The 18,158-nt window shown below is 62.1% G+C and carries 17 protein-coding genes; 7 read left to right on the top strand and 10 right to left on the bottom strand.

Annotated elements, in window-relative coordinates; translation table 11 throughout:
- Positions 1-4: 4 nt before the first annotated feature.
- Positions 5-1,117 carry a BMP family ABC transporter substrate-binding protein gene (locus I6F17_RS08590; RefSeq protein WP_036008372.1) on the bottom strand — a complete coding sequence of 371 codons (1,113 nt, stop codon included), beginning with the start codon at positions 1,115-1,117 and terminating at the stop codon, positions 5-7.
- Between the two features lie 32 nt (positions 1,118-1,149).
- Positions 1,150-2,115 carry a dihydrodipicolinate synthase family protein gene (locus I6F17_RS08595; RefSeq protein ID WP_225125212.1) on the bottom strand — a complete coding sequence of 322 codons (966 nt, stop codon included), beginning with the start codon at positions 2,113-2,115 and terminating at the stop codon, positions 1,150-1,152.
- Positions 2,116-2,295: 180 nt separating this feature from the next.
- Between I6F17_RS08595 and I6F17_RS08600 the strand changes: the two genes are divergently transcribed.
- The 6 genes from I6F17_RS08600 to I6F17_RS08625 all read left to right on the top strand — a co-directional run bounded on the left by I6F17_RS08600 (position 2,296) and on the right by I6F17_RS08625 (position 8,873).
- Positions 2,296-3,102 carry an FCD domain-containing protein gene (locus tag I6F17_RS08600; protein WP_225190424.1) on the top strand — a complete coding sequence of 269 codons (807 nt, stop codon included), beginning with the start codon at positions 2,296-2,298 and terminating at the stop codon, positions 3,100-3,102.
- 480 nt (positions 3,103-3,582) lie between these two features.
- Positions 3,583-5,019, top strand: a complete 1,437-nt coding sequence (locus tag I6F17_RS08605; protein WP_036008375.1) for a sugar ABC transporter substrate-binding protein — start codon at positions 3,583-3,585, stop codon at positions 5,017-5,019.
- A gap of 58 nt (positions 5,020-5,077) precedes the next feature.
- Entirely contained in the window at positions 5,078-6,004 is a 927-nt protein-coding gene (locus tag I6F17_RS08610; RefSeq protein ID WP_036008377.1) for a sugar ABC transporter permease, read from the top strand.
- Complete coding sequence (locus tag I6F17_RS08615) at positions 6,001-6,840, top strand: carbohydrate ABC transporter permease (RefSeq protein ID WP_225125208.1); 840 nt, start codon at positions 6,001-6,003, stop codon at positions 6,838-6,840. Before I6F17_RS08610 ends, I6F17_RS08615 begins: the two co-directional genes overlap by 4 nt.
- 10 nt (positions 6,841-6,850) lie before the next feature.
- On the top strand, positions 6,851-7,951 hold the full coding sequence (locus I6F17_RS08620) for an ABC transporter ATP-binding protein (protein ID WP_036008379.1): 1,101 nt from the start codon (positions 6,851-6,853) through the stop codon (positions 7,949-7,951).
- A gap of 31 nt (positions 7,952-7,982) precedes the next feature.
- Complete coding sequence (locus I6F17_RS08625; RefSeq protein ID WP_225125206.1) at positions 7,983-8,873, top strand: SMP-30/gluconolactonase/LRE family protein; 891 nt, start codon at positions 7,983-7,985, stop codon at positions 8,871-8,873.
- 45 nt (positions 8,874-8,918) lie between these two features.
- Here the strand turns inward: I6F17_RS08625 and I6F17_RS08630 are convergent, their stop codons facing one another.
- The 5 genes from I6F17_RS08630 to I6F17_RS08650 all read right to left on the bottom strand — a co-directional run bounded on the left by I6F17_RS08630 (position 8,919) and on the right by I6F17_RS08650 (position 14,632).
- On the bottom strand, positions 8,919-10,811 hold the full coding sequence (locus I6F17_RS08630) for a TRAP transporter large permease subunit (RefSeq protein ID WP_225125204.1): 1,893 nt from the start codon (positions 10,809-10,811) through the stop codon (positions 8,919-8,921).
- Positions 10,808-11,833 (bottom strand): TRAP transporter substrate-binding protein, encoded by a 1,026-nt coding sequence (locus I6F17_RS08635; RefSeq protein WP_225125202.1) that lies wholly within the window; start codon positions 11,831-11,833, stop codon positions 10,808-10,810. The genes I6F17_RS08630 and I6F17_RS08635 overlap by 4 nt, the downstream gene beginning before the upstream one ends.
- Before the next feature lie 178 nt (positions 11,834-12,011).
- A complete protein-coding gene (locus I6F17_RS08640) occupies positions 12,012-13,022 on the bottom strand; it encodes a transketolase family protein (RefSeq protein WP_193374973.1) in 1,011 nt (336 codons plus the stop codon).
- Entirely contained in the window at positions 13,019-13,858 is an 840-nt protein-coding gene (locus I6F17_RS08645) for a transketolase (protein ID WP_036008392.1), read from the bottom strand. Before I6F17_RS08645 ends, I6F17_RS08640 begins: the two co-directional genes overlap by 4 nt.
- A gap of 24 nt (positions 13,859-13,882) precedes the next feature.
- A complete protein-coding gene (locus I6F17_RS08650) occupies positions 13,883-14,632 on the bottom strand; it encodes an SDR family oxidoreductase (protein WP_225125200.1) in 750 nt (249 codons plus the stop codon).
- A gap of 108 nt (positions 14,633-14,740) precedes the next feature.
- Here I6F17_RS08650 and I6F17_RS08655 point away from each other — a divergent pair, with 108 nt between their 5' ends.
- On the top strand, positions 14,741-15,637 hold the full coding sequence (locus I6F17_RS08655; RefSeq protein WP_225125198.1) for a LysR substrate-binding domain-containing protein: 897 nt from the start codon (positions 14,741-14,743) through the stop codon (positions 15,635-15,637).
- 106 nt (positions 15,638-15,743) lie between these two features.
- Here the strand turns inward: I6F17_RS08655 and I6F17_RS08660 are convergent, their stop codons facing one another.
- Genes I6F17_RS08660 through I6F17_RS08670 form a run of 3 tightly spaced genes read right to left on the bottom strand, consistent with a single transcriptional unit; the run spans position 15,744 to position 18,155 of the window.
- The gene (locus tag I6F17_RS08660) at positions 15,744-16,589 is read right to left on the bottom strand and encodes an ABC transporter substrate-binding protein (protein ID WP_225125196.1); all 846 of its coding nucleotides are present in this window, start codon (positions 16,587-16,589) and stop codon (positions 15,744-15,746) included.
- A gap of 40 nt (positions 16,590-16,629) precedes the next feature.
- On the bottom strand, positions 16,630-17,364 hold the full coding sequence (locus I6F17_RS08665) for an amino acid ABC transporter ATP-binding protein (protein ID WP_225125194.1): 735 nt from the start codon (positions 17,362-17,364) through the stop codon (positions 16,630-16,632).
- A 38-nt stretch (positions 17,365-17,402) separates the two neighbouring features.
- A complete protein-coding gene (locus I6F17_RS08670; RefSeq protein WP_225125407.1) occupies positions 17,403-18,155 on the bottom strand; it encodes an amino acid ABC transporter permease in 753 nt (250 codons plus the stop codon).
- Positions 18,156-18,158: the final 3 nt, after the last annotated feature.

An 18,158-nucleotide genomic window follows, 5' to 3' on the forward strand; every position in this document is an offset into this window, starting at 1 on the left:
CCTCCTAGACTTGGCCAATGATGCCTTCGACGAGATAATTGATGCCATCCAGCACACGGTCGTTGCTGCTCTGCGTAGTTCCGGCAGGGATGACGACGTTGCCCTTGTTGTCCTTGAGCGGGCCACTGTAGATCACGCGCGTGCCGCCGATGAGGTCTGCCCGCGCCGTCTCGGCCGCTGCGCGCGCCTCAGGCGTAACGAGTTTCCCGAACGGGCTGTTCTTGACGAAATGATCGCCAAGCCCGGCACGGAGATAGTGCTCCGGCTTCTTGCCGGCACGCACGCTGCCGGCATAGACGAGGTAGGGCGTGATCCAGTTCCACTCGGCCCCGGTGAGGTAGCCGTTGGGAGCGACATCCGCCTGACTCGAGTGGTAGCCGCATGACATGACGCCGCGCTTCTCCGCCGTCTCGATCACGACCTTCGGGCTATCGACCTGGGCGGCGATGACGTCGGCCCCCTGGTCGACCAACGTGTTCGTCGCTTCCGCCTCACGCACAGGAAGCACCCAGTCACCAGTGAAGATGACCTGCACCTGAATGGCCGGATCGACCGAGCGCGCGCCAATCGCGAACGCGTTGATGCTGCGCAGAAGATTGGGCGTCGGCTTCGCAGCGACGAGGCCGAGCTTCTTGCTCTTCGTCATGTGGCCGGCGACGATTCCCGAAATGTACTGCGCCTCGAAGATGTAGGCGTAGAACGTGCCGATGTTCTCGGGCATGCCAGCCGTCCACACGCCGCCGGTGTGAGCGAAGGTGACGTCCGGATACTTGGCCGCCATCTCCAGAACGTGCGGCTTGAAGTAGCCAAAGGACGTCGCCAGGATGAGTTGAGCGCCGTCCTGACGGATCATGCCTTCCATGCTGCGCTGGGCCGCAATCGTTTCCGGAACGCGCTCCTCCTCGACCAGCTTGATACCAGGCTGTTTCTTGAGCGCCGCGGCGGCCTGTGCGTGGGACTGGTTGAAGCCGTAATCCTGCTTGGAGCCGGAGTACAGAACTCCGACGGTGAGCGGCGTCTCCGCAAGAGCAACGCTACTCTTGAGAACGAATGGTGCGGAGCCGGCAGCGGCCAGCATCTGGAGCACCGAGCGACGGTCGACAGGCTTCAAAGTCATGTTCCTCTCCGTTGAAGATTGCAATCAGCACGTCACGACGAAATTCGTTCGGCAGCAGACAGCAGGCCGGGCGCACCACATGCGATGAGATCGGCTTCAAGCTCCCGTCTTTCAGCAGCGGACAGCGGCGTGACTGGCGAGCGCACGGCGCCGCCGGCAAGGCCGATCAGATCGCACCAATGCTTGACCGCTGCGTTCGGCATGTGACCGCGCTTCAGCGGGTCCATGATCCATTTGTTGAAGGTGATCCGCTGCGGCGCGAGTGAAGCACAGATGCGTGCTGCTTCTTCCGTTCGTCCAACCGCCAACAGAGCCACGTATTCCGCGATCGGGCGAAACTCGCCGCGTTGATAGAGGTAAGGCTCGGGGTCGGCATAGAGGATCGACTGACCCTCGGTCTGCATGTTGGCGAAGAAGTTCTCTTCCAGCGGGTCCGACACCAGCACGCCGTTTCGCGCAGCCTGCCGAAGCGCCGCGTTCTCGGCTACATTGCCTGTCGTCTTCAGGAGCTTGAGATTGGATAGCGAGCAGAGCTGCGTGAAAACGCCGGGATCCAATGGACTGCCCGCGGCGGTTCGCGCGTTAAAGATGACGATCGGCATCTCCAACCGGACACAGATGTGGTGCAGATACGCGAACTGCTGCGCAGGGGATCGCGGCCCGGAGGTTGGGACCATGAGCACAGCGTGGCTGACGCCAAGCCGGCGCGCGTGCTCGCCGAGATCGATGGTTTCTTCCACCGAGGGACCCGAGATCACCACGGAAATCCCAAGGCGCCCCCCCGCCTCGTCCGCAATGACCTCTATGACACGCTTTCTCTCCTGCAGCGTGAGCGACCAGACTTCGCCGATCAGCCCATTGCAGAACACGCCCGCCAATCCGGTTGCGATGTAGTGGCGGACGTTCCGGCGGACTCCGGCCTCGTCGATGGCACCGGAGGCGTCGAAGGGGGTGTGAATCGCCGCCCAGATTTCCGGGATGTTCTGCCCGATCGACATGCTCGCTCCCCTCATCCGACCGGTCTATTCTATTTATCATGATAAACCGGATTTGCATGAATATGCCTATTATGAGAAAAGTGTCAATCAATGAGTCGGGTCTTTCTCTGGCCACACGCCTAGTTCCGCCAGAACCAACCTTGGAACTCATTGGTAGCTTTGGAGAATTCGGGAATGACGATGGAGTTAGAAAAATTGCCGCGGCCGGGGGGCCGGCTGAAAATTCAAAAGCGCGCCGACCTCGTTACCGAAGAGATCAAGCAGCTGATCACCCAGAAGAATCTCCGTCCGGGCGACAAGCTTCCGATGGAGAAAGAGCTTCAGCGGCTGTTTTCGGTCAGCAAGAGCACGATCCGCGAGGCGCTCAAGTCCCTCGAGGTGCAGGGACTGATCACCATCAGCACCGGCCCGACCGGCGGGGCGACGATCATGGAGGTCCCGCTCGAGCGCACCTTTCAGCTGTTGCAGAACTACCTGTTCTTCAAAGAGGTCAGCATGGAGGACATCTATGCGGCCCGGCGCTTGCTGGAGCCGGAACTGGCTGCCGGCTCGGTGCCATTTCTGTCGGACGAGCAGCTCGACGCGCTCGAGCAGAACATTGAAACATGCCAGCCGGCCTCGCAGGACCCGTCCCTTCTCGTTCGTCAACGCCAGGCCGATCTCGACTTTCACGACATCCTGGCTGCAGCAAACCCCAATCCCTTCCTGCGCTTCGCATGCGAGCTGATCAACGAGATGCTGCGTCGGCTGGTTGTCTTCAGCACCCAGACGCCTCCGGAAGAGCACACGCGATTTGGATGCGCCAACGTCAAGATTCACACGGAGATCGCCAAGGCCGCCCGTGCACGCGACAGCGAGCGCGTGCGCGCGCTCATGAAGGCGCATATGGAGGAAGCTTCGGAATACGTGAAGCGGTTGGATGGCCGTCTCGACGGCCGACTGATCCTAGACTCGGAAATGGCGCCGCGCCCGCGACCACTGTCCTGAAGCGCGGCCTGTTCCGCCACGATTGCACCGGCGCGAGCTTGCGCGAGCATTGCGTCTGGACAGTCCTGTGAGCCTGTTCTCCTGCCCGATCTAGCAACCGCATGATTGGCTCGCTTTGCTTCCGAGAGACCTCAGCAGATAGGTGACTGCGGTTCACCGATGCTTGCAAAGTTCTCATTTGTCGGCCAGTTCCGCCTCGACGCAGACTAGCCCCAAAGTCAACGCTCTCAAGCGTTTTGGGGAGGATCCGTGCTTCTACAACGCCAACTGGCGTCCATTCAGGTTGCGGGCAACAAGCCCGGACCCGCGATGCGCCTGCACCGCAAATCCTCGACATAGATGAATTTGTTTCTCTCGGCAGGTCGCCGCCGACAGCGTCCGTTCACGCCGGCGGCTGGCTAACCGGGCAGGGATCACGTGAGAAACGCTCCGGAGCCGGCTCTGCCGGACTCCGGACGTCCAAGAGAGGAGGAGGAAGGGATGAAGTTCAGGACGTTTCTCGGCGCGGCCGCTCTGCTAGCGCTGGCTGCAGGTTCAGCGCCGGCTGCCGACAAGGATGCAGCCGACACAGCGGTGGAAGCCGCGAAGAAGTACGCGGGTACAACGATCAGCATCGTCTGGGAGGCCGGTCTTCAGTCTCTGGACCCGCTGAACTATTCCGGGCCGCAATGGGAGAAGCTCACCGGCATCAAGGTGAAGGTGGTCGAAGTGCCGACCGACCAGATGTTCACCAAGATCATGCAGGATTTCAAATCGGGCGCCGGAGCGTACGACGCGCTGAACGTCATCCCATCTTGGATGCCGGATCTTGCACGCGCCGGGGCGCTCGAGCCCCTCGACAAGTATGTCGACAAGTTCGGCTACCGCGACGAGCTGCAGGACATCGCGGCCGCCTATCGGGACAACCAGATGCAGTATAACGGGAAGATCTACGGCTTTCCGGACGACGGCGACGTGATGCTGCTCTACTACCGGAAGGACATCTTCGAGGATCCGAAGATGAAGGACGAGTTCAAGGCCAAGTTCGCCTACGAGCTCGCGCCGCCAAAGGACTGGAAACAATTCGGCGAAATCGGCCAGTTCATCACCGACAAAATGGCGCCGAAAGTCTACGGCGCGGGCTTCTTCCGTACCGCGCCCTATCCGCAATACATGTTCCAGGAACGCTTCCGCATGGAAGGTGGCAAGTTCTTCAACGCGGACACCATGAAGGCCGCGGTGAATGGCGACGTCGGCCTCAAGGTGTTCAAGCAGATGCTGGCGGAAAACAAGTTCATGCCGCCCGGCGTGGAGCAGTGGAATTTCGTCGACAATCTCGCCGCATTCCTTCAGGGCACGACTGCCATGACGATCTCCTGGCCGCCCTACGGCCGCTGGGCCGCGGGCTATGGCTCGGGCGAGGAAGCACTGAAGTGGGTGCCAAAATCGCAGGTCGCCGGCAAGGTCGGCTATGCGCTCACGCCTCTCGGCCGTCCCGAGCTCGGCGTCGGCTTCGACTTGTCGGTGTCGGCCACCAGCAAGAACAAGGAGGCCGCGTATCTCTTCATCCAGTGGCTGAACAGCAAGAAGACCAGCCTCGCGCGCGTCCAGCTCCCCTATACGCTGCGCGATCCGTTCCGCCTCTCCCACTACGCGAGCGAAAAATACCGCGGGCTCTGGCCTGATGCTGCCGCCTATCTCGACACCATCAAGACCTCGGGCGAGAAGGGCCTGCTCGATCTCTCACTGCTGCAACAGGACAAGTACGACGAGGCGATGACCAAGGCGATCTCGAGCCTGTGGGCGGGCGAAGATCCCAAGGCCATTCTCGATCGCATGGCACAACAATTCGACGCGATCACCGCGAAGGTCGGCATCGAGAACCAGAAAGCCGTCTACAAGGTCTGGGCCGCAAAGCCCGGCGCCTACCCGCAATAACTGACTGGATACCGCACGAGAGGCATCGCCCTCCCGTGCGGTGCCGTTTTCCGGACTGATGATGACACTTTCCGCAAGTCTCAACGCTGCCGAGCAGCGCCACCCCAGCCGCTTCGGGCGCATGCTCGAGGACCGCCTGCCCTATCTCATCGTCGCGCCGGCCATTCTGATCCTCCTCCTAGTCGGCCTGTTTCCCCTGGTCTACTCGCTGATCGTGAGCTTCCAGCGCATCACGATGACCGAGAACGACACCTCCTTTGTCGGCTTGTTGAACTATGCGGAGCTGTTCACGGATACCCGCCTCTGGGCCTCGCTCGGTCATACCGCCATCATCACGGCGATCGCCCTCCCCCTCGAGTTGCTGATCGGTTTCCTGATGGCACAGCTTTTCATCGACCGCATGCCAGGTCGACAGATCTTCGTCGCGCTGCTGGTGCTTCCGACGGTGATCTCTCCGATCGTCGCGGGCGCGACCTGGCGTCTGATGTTCGACGTCCGCTTCGGACCGATTGGCCAGATTCTGAGTTTCTTCGCCGGCGAGCAAGTGCGGATCCTTTGGACCGTCAATCCCGCCTTCGTCTATCCGGCGATCATCATCTGCGAGGTCTGGCAGTGGTCGCCGTTCATGTTCCTGCTGCTGCTCGCCGCGCTGTCGAACGTGGACCAGTCGCAGCTCGAGGCTGCCGAGATCGATGGGGCATCGTACCTGCGGGTACTTCGCGCGATCGTTCTGCCGGCGATCGCGCCAGTGATCGCCGTCGCCTGCCTGATCCGCGGCCTCGATCTGGTTCGCATCTTCGACATCATCTGGGCCCTCACCGAAGGCGGGCCGGGCTCGATGACCGAGACCATTTCGCTCTACACCTATGTGCAGGGCTTCTCGCAATTCGAGATCAGCTACACGGCCGCGATTTCCTTCCTGGTGATTGCGTTGCTGACGCTGATCACGACCCTGGTCCTCAAGCGCATGGAGCTTGCGCGATGAGGATCGGCAGGCTTCCGGCCAGAAAAACCCGTATTCTCGCCGTCCGCTATCTCGGCGCCTGCGTCGTGACCCTGCTGTTCCTGTTTCCAGTTTACTGGCTGTTCATGATTTCGTTCAAGACAGCGGACGAGATCTATCACGTCCCGCCCTTGTGGATTCCCGGACAGATCCAGTTCTCAAACTATTACGTCTTGTTCAAAGATGGCGACGTCCTGGCGATCCTGAACAGCCTGATCGTCGCCGGCGTCAGCTCCGGCATAGCAATCGTTCTCGGGACGCTCTGCGCCTACAGCCTCGCCAGGTTCGGCACCGGCGGCGAGAACCTCGCGATGTGGATCATCTCCCAGCGCATGATCCCACCGATTGCGGTCGTCTTCCCGATCTTCCTGATCTACGTGTATTTCGGCCTCGTCGACAGCTATTTCGGGCTGATCCTGCTCTACACGGCCTTCAATCTTCCCTACGTGATCTGGATGATGCGCGGCTACATCGTCGACGTGCCGCTGGAGCTCGAGGAAAGCGCTCTCGTCGACGGCCTCAATCGATGGGAGGTGATCTGGAAGGTCGTCTTCCCGATGGTTCGCCCCGGCCTCATGGCGACGTCGGTCTTCACCTTCGTGTTCGCCTGGAACGACTTTCTGTTCGCACTCGTGCTCACGCGCACCGAGGTCATCACCTTTCCGGTCATGCTGACGCACTATTTCGGCGGCCAATCGAATTTCTGGGCGAAGATCGCGGCGATGTCGGTCCTGGGGACGTTGCCGATCTTCGTCGCGGTCTCGGTGATGCAGCGCTATCTCGTGCGCGGCATCTCGCTGGGCGCAGTCAAGGGTTAGGGAGAGCGGAGTGGCTGACGTCAAGCTGTCCGGAGTACACAAATATTACGGCAACGTGCATGCAGTCAGGGGAGTTGATCTCACCATCGCCGATGGCGAATTCGCCGTGCTGGTGGGGCCGTCCGGCTGTGGCAAGAGTACTCTGTTGCGAACCATCGCCGGCCTCGAGGATCCGGATGGTGGAACGATCACCATCGGCGGCGCGGTGGTCAACGATCTGCGCCCGCGCGAGCGCAATATTGCGATGGTGTTTCAGAACTATGCGCTCTACCCTTATCTGACCGTCAGCGAGAACATCGCCTTCGGTCTGCGCGCGCGCAAGACTCCCGAGATCGAGATCAGGAAGCGGGTCGGTGAAGCCGCCGAGATGCTCGGCATCGGCAATCTCCTCCAGCGCTATCCGCGGCAGCTCTCCGGAGGACAGCGTCAGCGCGTCGCCATCGGCCGCGCCATCGTCCGCAAGGCCGACCTGTTCCTGTTCGACGAGCCGCTCTCGAATCTCGACGCTCAGTTGCGTGACGAGATGCGCACCGAGATCAAGCGCCTACATCACGAGATCACGACGACCATGATCTACGTTACCCATGACCAGGTCGAGGCGATGACGCTGGCCGACCGCATCGTGTTGCTGCGCGAGGGACAGATCGAGCAGCAAGGCGCTCCGCTCGAGCTGTTCGAGCAGCCGCGCACGGGGTTCGTTGCCGGCTTTCTCGGCTCTCCCTCGATCAACCTCATCCCCGCGACCCTCAAGACAAACGGCCGCGACGCCGCAGTGGTGTTTCAGTCCGGCGGTGAACTGACGCTTCCGAGCGCGAAGGCGAGGCCGCTGGCCAGTATGGATAGGCGAGAGATTCTCGTCGGCATTCGGCCCCAGCACTTCAGTCGGGCCGGCGGGCCGTTGCGCGAAGGCGCGGTCTCCTATTCGGCCACTGCCGATCTCATTCAGCCGACGGGAACACGCACCTTCACCACCATCAAGATCGGCGGCGTCGATGCGGTTGCCGAGCTGCAGGCCCACGACGTCAGCAGCCATGGCGAGCAGGTCGACCTCGCCATCGACCTCAATCGCGTGGTGCTGATCGATCCGACCAGCGGCCTGGTCATCGCATAACGAGAGCAACATTCGAGAACGGGAGGGATGAATGGCGTCGAGACTGTTTGCAACGGGAATTGGCGCGCCGGAGGGTCCGGTGTGCCTGCCCGACGGCTCGATGTATGTCACGGAGATGTCCGCCTCGACCCTTTGCGTCACGCGGCTCGATCCTCGCGGCAATCGCCGCGTGATCCGAACGACGGGTGGCCGTCCGAATGGACTGACGACGGATGGCCACGGCCGCATCTGGATCGCGGAAGCTGGTTTGCGGGCCCTGATCTGCATCGACGAGGGCGGAAACGAGATCCGGCGCATGCAGGGCAAAGGCGCGGAGCGCTTTCTGTTTCCGAACGACCTCTGCTTTGGTCCGAACGGATTGCTGTACATGACCGACTCCGGAATGGCCGCCGAGGATTTCATCAACGGCCAGGCCTTCGTCGACGGTTATATGGACTTCGACTGGGACGGCCGTGTGTATGAGATCGATCCGGCAGCCATGAAGATGCTCCGCGTGCTCGATCGCAAGATCCGCTTCACCAACGGCATTGCCTTCGGCCCCGACAACCACCTCTACGCCAACGCGTCCTTCACCGGCGAGATCTATCGATATGACGTGCTCGGCGAGGCAGCGCCAAAACGCGTCGTCTTCGGAAACGTCCTGCAGCCGGATTCCAATCCGGACTTCAAAGGGCCGGACGGGATGGCCTTCGGAACGGACGGCCGGCTCTATTGCACGGTCTACAACCAGAAGAACGTTACGGTGCTCGACCGGCGGGGTGAGGTCGCCGATCGTCTGGTCCTGGATGGAGCCCAGCCGACGAATTGCGCCTTTACGCTCGAGGGCAGAAAGCTACGGGTGACGGAGGTCGGCAAGGGCCAGGTCGAGGAGATCGATATGCCCTGTGACGGCCTGCCGTTGCATTTGCCGAAATTCGCCTGACGGGATGCCCGCGCGATGTTTTCCGCGAGGGCGCCTCGCCCGTTATCAAAGGAAGCCGATCGATAGCCAGGGCACGGCGGCAACAATCAGCGTGCCGATCAGGAGCGCGATCATATAGCCCACGATCGGCTTCATGCCCTCGTCCGGATTTATGCGGCTGATGGCGCAGGCCGCGTAATAACCGACGCCGAACGGCGGCGCGAACAGGCCGATGCCCATGGCGAGAACGACGACCATCGCGTAGTGGACGTCGTTTACTCCGACCTGCCGCGCGATCGGGAACAGCAACGGACCGAATAAGACGATCGCCGGAATTCCCTCCAGAACACTGCCGAGGATCACGAAGGTCACGATCGTCACGGCCAGGAAGACGGGAACACCTCCGGGAAGGCTGGTCATGAACTTTGCCAGAGATGCGGAAAATCCCGACTGAGTCAGCGCCCAGGCCATGCCTGTCGCCGCGCCGATGATAAGCAGAATCGCCCCTGATAGGGAGGCTGTCTCGACCAGCATCGGATAGATGCGACGCCAGTCGAACTGGCGGTAGATGAACAGACCCGCGCAGACCGAATACAGGATGCCGATCGTCGAGACTTCCGTTGCCGTCGCAACGCCCTCGACGACCGCCGTGCGGATCACGAACGGCAGTGCGATAGCAGGTATCGCGATCACAAAGGCCCGCCCGATTTGCCGGCCGGTAGCCCGTTTGACGTGAGACAGGTCTTCGCGGCGGTATCGCCACCAGACCACGGCCGCGAGCATGACCGCGAGCACCACGCCCGGGAGCAACCCGCCAGTGAAGAGCGCCGAGATCGACACGCCGGTCACCGAGCCGATCGTGATCAGGACCAGCGAGGGCGGGATCGTTTCGGTCTGCGCGCCGGTTGCCGCCAGAAGCGCAACGAGGTCGCCCGGCTTGGCCCCGCGCTGCCGCATCTCGGGAAACAGGACCGGAGCCACCGCAGCCATGTCGGCCGCTTTGGACCCAGAAATGCCCGAGACCAGATACATCGCTCCCACCAGCACGTAGTGCAGTCCGCCACGCACGTGGCCCAGCAGGCTCGCCAGGAAGCCGACCATGGCGCGCGCCATGCCCGTCATCTCGATCAGGAGGCCAAGAAAGACGAAGAGCGGCACGGCGAGCAGGATCAGGTGGCTCATGCCCTCGTCCATCCGTCCGATCACCACCACGTCAGGCGTACTGGTCGTCAGGGCGAGATAGCCGACCGTGGCGAGGCCGAATGCGAACGCGATTGGGACGGCTGCGAAGACCATCGCGCCAACCACGAACACGAAGAAGATCAAGAGATTCAGATTGCCTAGCGGCTTCAAAACGGGAGCGAGCAGAACGAACGCCCCGATGATGCCTGTGACCATTGCGACCGAAGCTAGCAAGCTGCGCAGGCTCGCGATGCGGATGAGTCGGAGGACCGCTGCGATCAGCATCAGTCCGATCCCAACCGGCAATGCTGCCGCACGCCAGCTGTTGACGATCTCAAGCGCCGGCGTCGTCACAAAGGCTTCGTCGGCCGCGAATTCGTAGGCCGGCCAGACAACGAGCGCAAGAAATGCCAGCGATGCTGCGGCCGCGACGACATCTAGGAACGCGCGATGCTCCGCACTGAGAACGCCAACGATAGCCGTCATCCGCATGTGTTCACCGCGCTGGAACGCGATCACGGAACCGAACATGGCGAGCCAGAGGAAGAGAATGCCGGCAAGCTCGTCGGACCAGATGATCGGCGAGCGGAACACGTATCGCCCCACGATGCCGGCAGACAGCACAGCGATCTCCGCCAGCACGAGCAGTGCTGCCGGAACCGCCACGACATGACCAAGCACCGTGTTCGCCGTTATCACCCAACTGCGCCGGCCTGCCTGCGGGGCGCTGGCCGCCACACCGGCATGGACGGGGGGCGGATGGCTCACGCTGGTCATGATAGCTGGCCCGCGGCTTTTTCGAGCTGCGACCATGCTTCCTCGCCGAATTTGCCCTTCCAGTCTGCGTAGAAGCTGGTCTTGGACAGGGCCTGGCGGAAGGCGGCGCGATCGACGTCGATGAATTTGAGGCCCTTGGCCGAGAGATCGTTGCGCAGCGACTGGCTGAGCTTCGCGATGTCGGCACGCTGATCGACGGCGGAGCGGTCGAGCTCGCGCGTCACGATCTCCTGCACGTCCTTGGGCAGGCGCTCGAAGGCGCGCTTGTTGCCGAGGATCCAGTAGCCATCCCAGACGTGCCCCGTTAGACTGCACGTGCTCTGCACCTCATAGAGGCGCGCGGTCGCGATGATGGGCAACGGATTCTCCTGGCCATCGACGACCTTGGTTTGCAGCGCGGAATAGACCTCGTTGAAGTTGATCGGCGTCGGGCCGGCGCCGAGCGCCTTGAAGAGCGAAGTGAGCAGCGGCGCGGGCGGAACGCGGATCTGGAAATTCTTCAGATCATCCGGGGTGCGCACCTCGCGGCCGGACGAGGTCACCTGGCGGAAGCCGTTGTCCCAGGCCTTCGAAACCGCCATGATCGGTGTCTTGGCGATCAGCGCCCGGATGTAGGTGCCGAGGTCGCCGTCCATCGCCTTCCACACGCTGTCGTAGTCGGTGAACGCGAACCCGGTGTTCACGATGCCCGCGCTCGGCACCAGAGTGGCGAGGATCGAGGAGGATTGATTGAAGAACTCGACGCCGCCGCTGCGAACCTGGGTCAGCAGCTCGGTGTCGGACCCGAGCTGATTGGCCGGGAACAGCCTGATCTCCAGCCGGCCGCTGGTTGCTTCGCGGATGCGGTCGATCGCCTCTTGCGCGCGGACGTTCACCGGATGGGTCGGGTCCTGTCCGGTTGCGAACTTGTAGACGAACTCGGCGGCAGACGCTGGACGGGTCAGAATCGCGCAGAGAGGTACGGCGCTCGCCCCCACCAATAGCGAACGGCGGCTGATGCGTCCGAGCTTCGAGACAGTCATGTTTTCCTCCTGATCCTGTATTGACGTTGTGCGGCTGCATGAGCCTGCGCTGGCTTTCAGCTCTCCAGGCTCTTCGACCGCCCGCATTCGGGCAACAGCCATCGCTCGCCCACCGCAACATGCAGCGGGCGGAACTCTTCACTCGGATTCGGCGTGACTGGCGCTTAGTGCTGGTGCGCTAAAGCCACTGCTTGATCTGCCTTGCGACCTCGGCGGTGGAGATCCCGTAGCGGTCGTGCAGCGTCGGAAGTGCGCCGGCGTCAAGAAATTCGTCCGGCAATGCGATCTGGCGGAACGGCGGATGGATGCCTGAACGCAGCAGGAGTGCGGCAACCGCCTCGCCGAGACCGCCAATCGTCGTGTGGTTTTCGGCGACGACGACCAAGCGGCCTGACTTGCCGGCTTCACGCAGTATCGTCTCGGCGTCGAGCGGCTTGATGGTCGGAACATGGAGCACCGCAGCATCGACGCGGTCGTTCTTCAGAGTTTGCAAAGCCTCGAGCGCACGCATGGTCATGATGCCGGATGAGATGATTAGAACATCCTTCCCGTCACGAACCAGCTTGGCTTTGCCGAGCTCGAACTTGTAGTCGTATTCATCCAGCACGACCGGCACCTGGCCTCGCAGCAGGCGCATGTAGACCGGCCCCTGATGCGCCGCGATCGCGGGCACCAGCTGCTCGATTTCATGAGCATCGCAGGGATCGATGACCGTCATGTTCGGCATCGCGCGAAACAGCGCGAGATCCTCTGCGGCTTGATGACTCGGGCCATACCCCGACGTCAGGCCGGGCAACGCGCAGACGATCTTCACGTTGCGGTCTTCCTCTGCGATCGTCTGATGGATGAAGTCGTAGGCGCGGCGCGAAGCGAAGACCGCGTATGTGGTTGCGAATGGCATGAAGCCTTCGGCGGCAAGACCGGAGGCCGCCCCGAACAGAAGCTGCTCGGCCATGCCCATCTGATAATAGCGGTCCGGAAATTCCTTCGCGAAGATGTGCAGGTCGGTGTATTTGCCAAGATCGGCCGTCATGCCGACCACATCGGGACGGCTGCGCGCGAGCTCGACGAGCGCGTGTCCAAACGGCGCCGGCTTCGTCTTCTGCCCCTCCGCCGCGATCGAAGCGATCATGGCTGAGGTCGTCAGGCGCGGCTTGCCCGGCTGGGGTGCTGATCTGACGGTCTTCATGCCTGCCTCCCGGCTTCCAGCGCGGCCAGCGCGAGCTGCCATTCGTGCTGCTCGACCCGGATGAAATGGTTCTTTTCGCGCTGCTCCAGGAAAGGAACGCCCTTGCCCATCAGCGTGTCGGCGACGATCATGCGCGGCTTGGGCGCTGGGTGAGACTTGGCGGCATCGAATGCCGCAACCACGGCATCGAGATCATTGCCGTCGATCCGCTGCACAAACCAGCCGAAAGCCTGAAGCTTCTCGACCAGCGGCTCGAACGCCATCACCTGCGTCGAAGGACCGTCCGCCTGCTGATTGTTGACGTCGACGATGCCGATCAGATTATCGAGCCTGTAATGGCCCGCCGACTGGATGGCTTCCCAGACCGAGCCCTCGTCGAGCTCGCCGTCGGAGAACAACGTGTACACCCGCGCCTCGGATTTCTTGCGCTTGAGCCCCAGGCCCATGCCGACGGCGATACTGAGCCCAAGCCCGAGCGAGCCGCCCGACATTTCCATTCCGGGCGTGTAGGACGCCATGCCAGACATCGGCAGGCGGCTCTCGTCGCTGCCATAGGTTTCGAGCTCGTCCTCGGGGACGATCCCCGCCTCGATCAAAGCCGCATAAAGCGCGATGGCGTAGTGCCCGTTTGATAACAGGAAGCGGTCGCGGTCTTCCCAGGAGGGATCTTCCGGCCGGTAGCGCATTGCGTGAAAATAGGCCACGGCAAGGACGTCGGAGATGTCCAGCGCCTGTGCGATATAGCCTTGCCCCTGGACCTCGCCCATGCGCAGCGCATTGCGGCGAATGTTATAGGCGCGGTCCGTCAGCTTGGGCGTGTTGGTCAGCGTTTCCATCGATCTGGACCTTGTCTTGCTGGCTCAGTGGATCAGCATGCCACCGTTGACGTCGATCACGGCACCAGTCACGTAGGCGGAGAGATCCGAAGCCAGGAAGGTGTAGATGCCAGCGACGTCGTCTGCCGTGCCGAGGCGATTGAGCGGAATGCCTTCCAGGATCTTCGCCCTCATTTCGTCGGTCAGCTTGCCCGAGGTGATATCGGTGCCGATCAGGCCCGGCGTCACGCAATTGACGCGGATGCCGTCCGGGCCGAACTCACGGGCCATCGCCTTTGCGAGACCGAGCACGCCAGCCTTGGCCGCCGAATAATGCGGGCCGCCAAAGATTCCGCCGCCGCGCTGGGCCGAAACCGAGGACATGCAGGCGATCGATCCGGACTTGCGTGCGCGCATGTGCGGGATCACCGCCTGGGAGAGGAACAGAATGCCCTTGAGATTGACGTCCTGAATGCGATCCCAATCTGCCGGCGAGATATCCAGGAACTTGACCGGCTGGGTGATGCCGGCGTTGTTGATGAGAATATCGATGCCCCCGAAGGCTTCCATCACGCGAGCGACGGCCTGCTCGCAGGATGATTTATCGGCGACGTCGCATCGCAGCCCAATGTGGGACGTGCCAAGCGACGCCGCGGCGTCCGCCGCCGCGCTCGCGTCAACGTCGAGAATGGCGACGCGGGCGCCCTCGGCGGCGAACCGCCGTGCCGTGGCAAGCCCGATGCCGCGCGGCGATGCCGCGCCCGAAATGATGGCCGCCTTAGTGCTGAGCAGCATCAGTTCCTCCCGCGAATTTTTTCCCTTGGCAGGCCAAGAATGAACCGCGGAGGCGCAGCAGACAAACGCACAGTTGTCACGGATCGATGAATCTGGTTCACTTATGGAATGCTGTCGAATGTCCCGATATCGGCAATTCGCGCCTTTGAAGCCGCTGCTCGCACGGGATCATTCCGTGATGCCGCGAATGAGCTTCACCTGACGCCGAGTGCGGTCAGTCATGCGATCCGCAAGCTGGAGGACACGCTCCGCACCGTTCTGTTCGAACGCAGCGCGCGATCAGTGCGGCTCACGCCGGCCGGCGAAAATCTGATGCGTCACACGGGAGCGGCCTTCGATCAGCTTCGCCGTGGCCTCGAGGAAGTCGCCGCGCGCGGACCACAATTGGTGCGCGTCCATTCGGCACCTAGTTTTGCTGCGCAATGGCTGGCACCACGCCTCGCACAATTTTTCGCCGCCTATCCGAAGCTCGAAGTGCGGCTGGCTGCGAGCACGGACTACGCTCGCTTCAGCAACGATGATTTCGATATCGATATCGTCTACGGGCCGCCGCGCGCGGAGGGCGTGGAGGTTGTTCCTCTCCCCGAGGAGACGGTCACCCCGCTCTGCTCCCCTGCTCTCGCAAAATCGATCAGGAAGCCTGCCGACCTTCTCGATCAGACGCTGATCCGCTCCGACGTGAAGCAGGTGCAATGGCACCAATGGTTTACCGCCAACGGATTGGAAGCCCCCGCCCTGCACGGCATGAGGTTTGATCGCAGCTTTCTGGCAATCGCAACGGCAGCGGAGGGATTGGGAGTAGCGTTAGAATCAACGCTTCTGGCCGAACGCGAACTGGCGAGCGGGCGATTGGTTGCGCCGCTGGCAGGACGCGCCAACGATATCCGCTACGTCGGCCATCGCCTGATCTACCCGCGCGCCAGCCGACAGAGATCTGCGGTACGAGCCTTTGCAGATTGGCTCATGGCGCAACTCGATGGCGAACATGCCATTTCCCCGCGCTGAAGTTCTTCGCAGCACGTTCGATAGGACACACGCCGGCGAAAGAGCAGCGACGGGCCCCTAGCCGGGATAAAACCTGCTCCAATCGATGTGAATGGCCAACTCAAAATCATGGGAGAGGCGTGAACTTCAACTGGCTGAGCGGCGCGACCTTGTCGGTGCGTGTCATCTTAAACTCGGTGCTCGGACCGAGCCACTTGTCCCAGAGTTGGTTGATCTCGCCGGCCCGGTCCATCGCGAGTAGGGTCTCGTTGATCTTCGCGAGCAGCGCCGGCTCGTCCTTCTTCATGCCAACGCCGATCGGCTGCAGGACCATCGGCTCCTCGATCATCTTTAGCGGCTGCCCGGCCTCCTTGGACTGGTTCACGAGCTTGGTAATGGTCATGGTATTCGCGACCATTCCGACGGCCTTGTTCTGTTGAACCGCCATGAAGGCCGAACCAGTATCGACGAAAGTCAGCGGGTCGGATTCGTTCATCTTGATCGCGAGTTCCGACGTCGATCCCTTGGTCGACGCCAGCCGCTTGCCCTTGAAGTCGGCTTTGGCGGTCCCGGGGTCGCTCGCCTTTACTGCCAGCATTTCCTTGGCGATATAATAAGGATCGGAAAACTGGATCTGCTCGGCACGTCCCAGCGTGTAGGCGAGGTTCGCCACCGTGATGTCGACGTGACCGAGCTTGACCTCGGGCACGCGCGCCTCGACCGAGAGCGGAGTGATCTTGGCGACAACGCCCCAGCGTTGGGCGATGGCCTTGCAGAGGTCGACGTCAAAGCCGACCATCTCACGCGTCTTGGCATCAGGGGCCGCAAACGGTGGTACGTCCGCGAAGGTTCCGCAGCGCAGTTCCTTGCGCTGCGTGATGTCCGAGAGCTGGTCGGCGCACGCCATCGACGCGATCCCGGCAAGGCCTGTGAGCGCTGCCACCAAGCCGATCGAACGGTTCTTGAAAGACATTCGTACTCTCCTTCTGGTTGATCACATCAAGGCAATATGGTCATCGGGTGTGCAGGTCCGATAGGAAGCGCTGTGCACGCGGATGCTGTGGTGAGCGGAAGAAGTCGCCCGGAGCTCCCGTCTCGAGCACCCTTCCGGCGTCCATGAACCAAACACGGTCGGCGACATCGCGCGCGAAATTCATCTCGTGGGTCACGCACATCATGGTCATTCCATCACGTGCAAGCCTGCGCATGACCGAGAGCACCTCGCCCACCATCTCCGGATCGAGCGCGCTGGTCGGTTCGTCGAACAGCATCGCCGGCGGCTCCATGGCGAGCGCTCGCGCGATTGCGACGCGCTGCTGCTGTCCACCGGAGAGCTGGGCGGGGTAGTTCTGCGCCTTGGCCGAGAGGCCTACGCGGTCCAATAGCCGAAGCGCCGTTTCGCGCGCGTCGCTGCGTTTGACGCCGTTCACCTTCATCGGTGATAGCATGACGTTGTCGAGCGCGCTCAGGTGCGGAAACAGGTTGAAGCTTTGGAAGACGAAGCCGATGCGGCTCCGGAGGTGGTTCAGCGCGGAGCCACGCAGCTTGGCGTGGACGTCCTTGCCCTCGAACAGCACCGAGCCGGACTGGATTTCCTCGAGCCTGTTGACGGTGCGGATCAGCGTCGACTTGCCCGAACCGGATGGCCCGCAGACCACTACCACCTCGCCTTTCTTGACCTCGGCGTTGACGTCGGTCAGCGCGGCGAGCGCCCCAAAGAACTTGTGGACAGCGATGAATTTGATCATCGGATCGGCATCTCCGGATGGTGTCTCACGGGACATGGTCATGCCCCTGATGCGCTTGCGGCTGTGGCAGGCATTGCAGACTCGGCAGCCACGCTTGCGGTTCGGCGCGCGGCAATCCGCCGCTCGATCATGTTGATGGCCTGCGTCAAGCTCCAGCAAACGATGAAGTAGCTGATGGCAAGGATGAAGTAGACTTCGAACGGCTTGGTCAGCAAGCGGTTGTTGATCTGGCCGGCTGCAAAGGTGAGCTCCGGGACGTTGATGATGTAGCCGAGCGTGGTCTCCTTGATGGTGGAAACGAACTGGCTGAGGATGCTCGGGATCATGCTGAACAGCGCCTGCGGCAGAATCACGTAGCGCATCGCGCCGAGATGGCTGTGTCCGAGCGCGCGGGCGGCGTCCATCTGACCTTGTGGCAGCGCCAGAATGCCGGCACGCACAATCTCGCTCAGGAATGCGGCTTCATAGCCGACCAGCGTGACCAGCATGGTCGCGAAAGCCGGTACGCTATGACCGATCAAGAGCGGCAGCACGAAATAGACCCATAGGATGATCAGCAGCAGCGGCACGCCGCGGGTGATGTAGACCATGGCCATGACCGGCCAGCGCAGCGCGCGCCACGGCGACAGGCTGGCGAGTGCCATCGCTACGCTCAGCGGAAACGCCAAAGCAATGCCGAGGACAGAGAGAATGAGGGTGGCCGCGATGCCGCCAAGCGGGCCGTTCGGATACTGGCCGACGAGCAGCAACAGCCAGTTGTCCCTGACGATATCGATCATGCTCGGGAGCAGCGA

It is taken from the genome of Bradyrhizobium sp. NBAIM18, from assembly GCF_020193825.1.
Taxonomy (GTDB): domain Bacteria; phylum Pseudomonadota; class Alphaproteobacteria; order Rhizobiales; family Xanthobacteraceae; genus Bradyrhizobium; species Bradyrhizobium yuanmingense.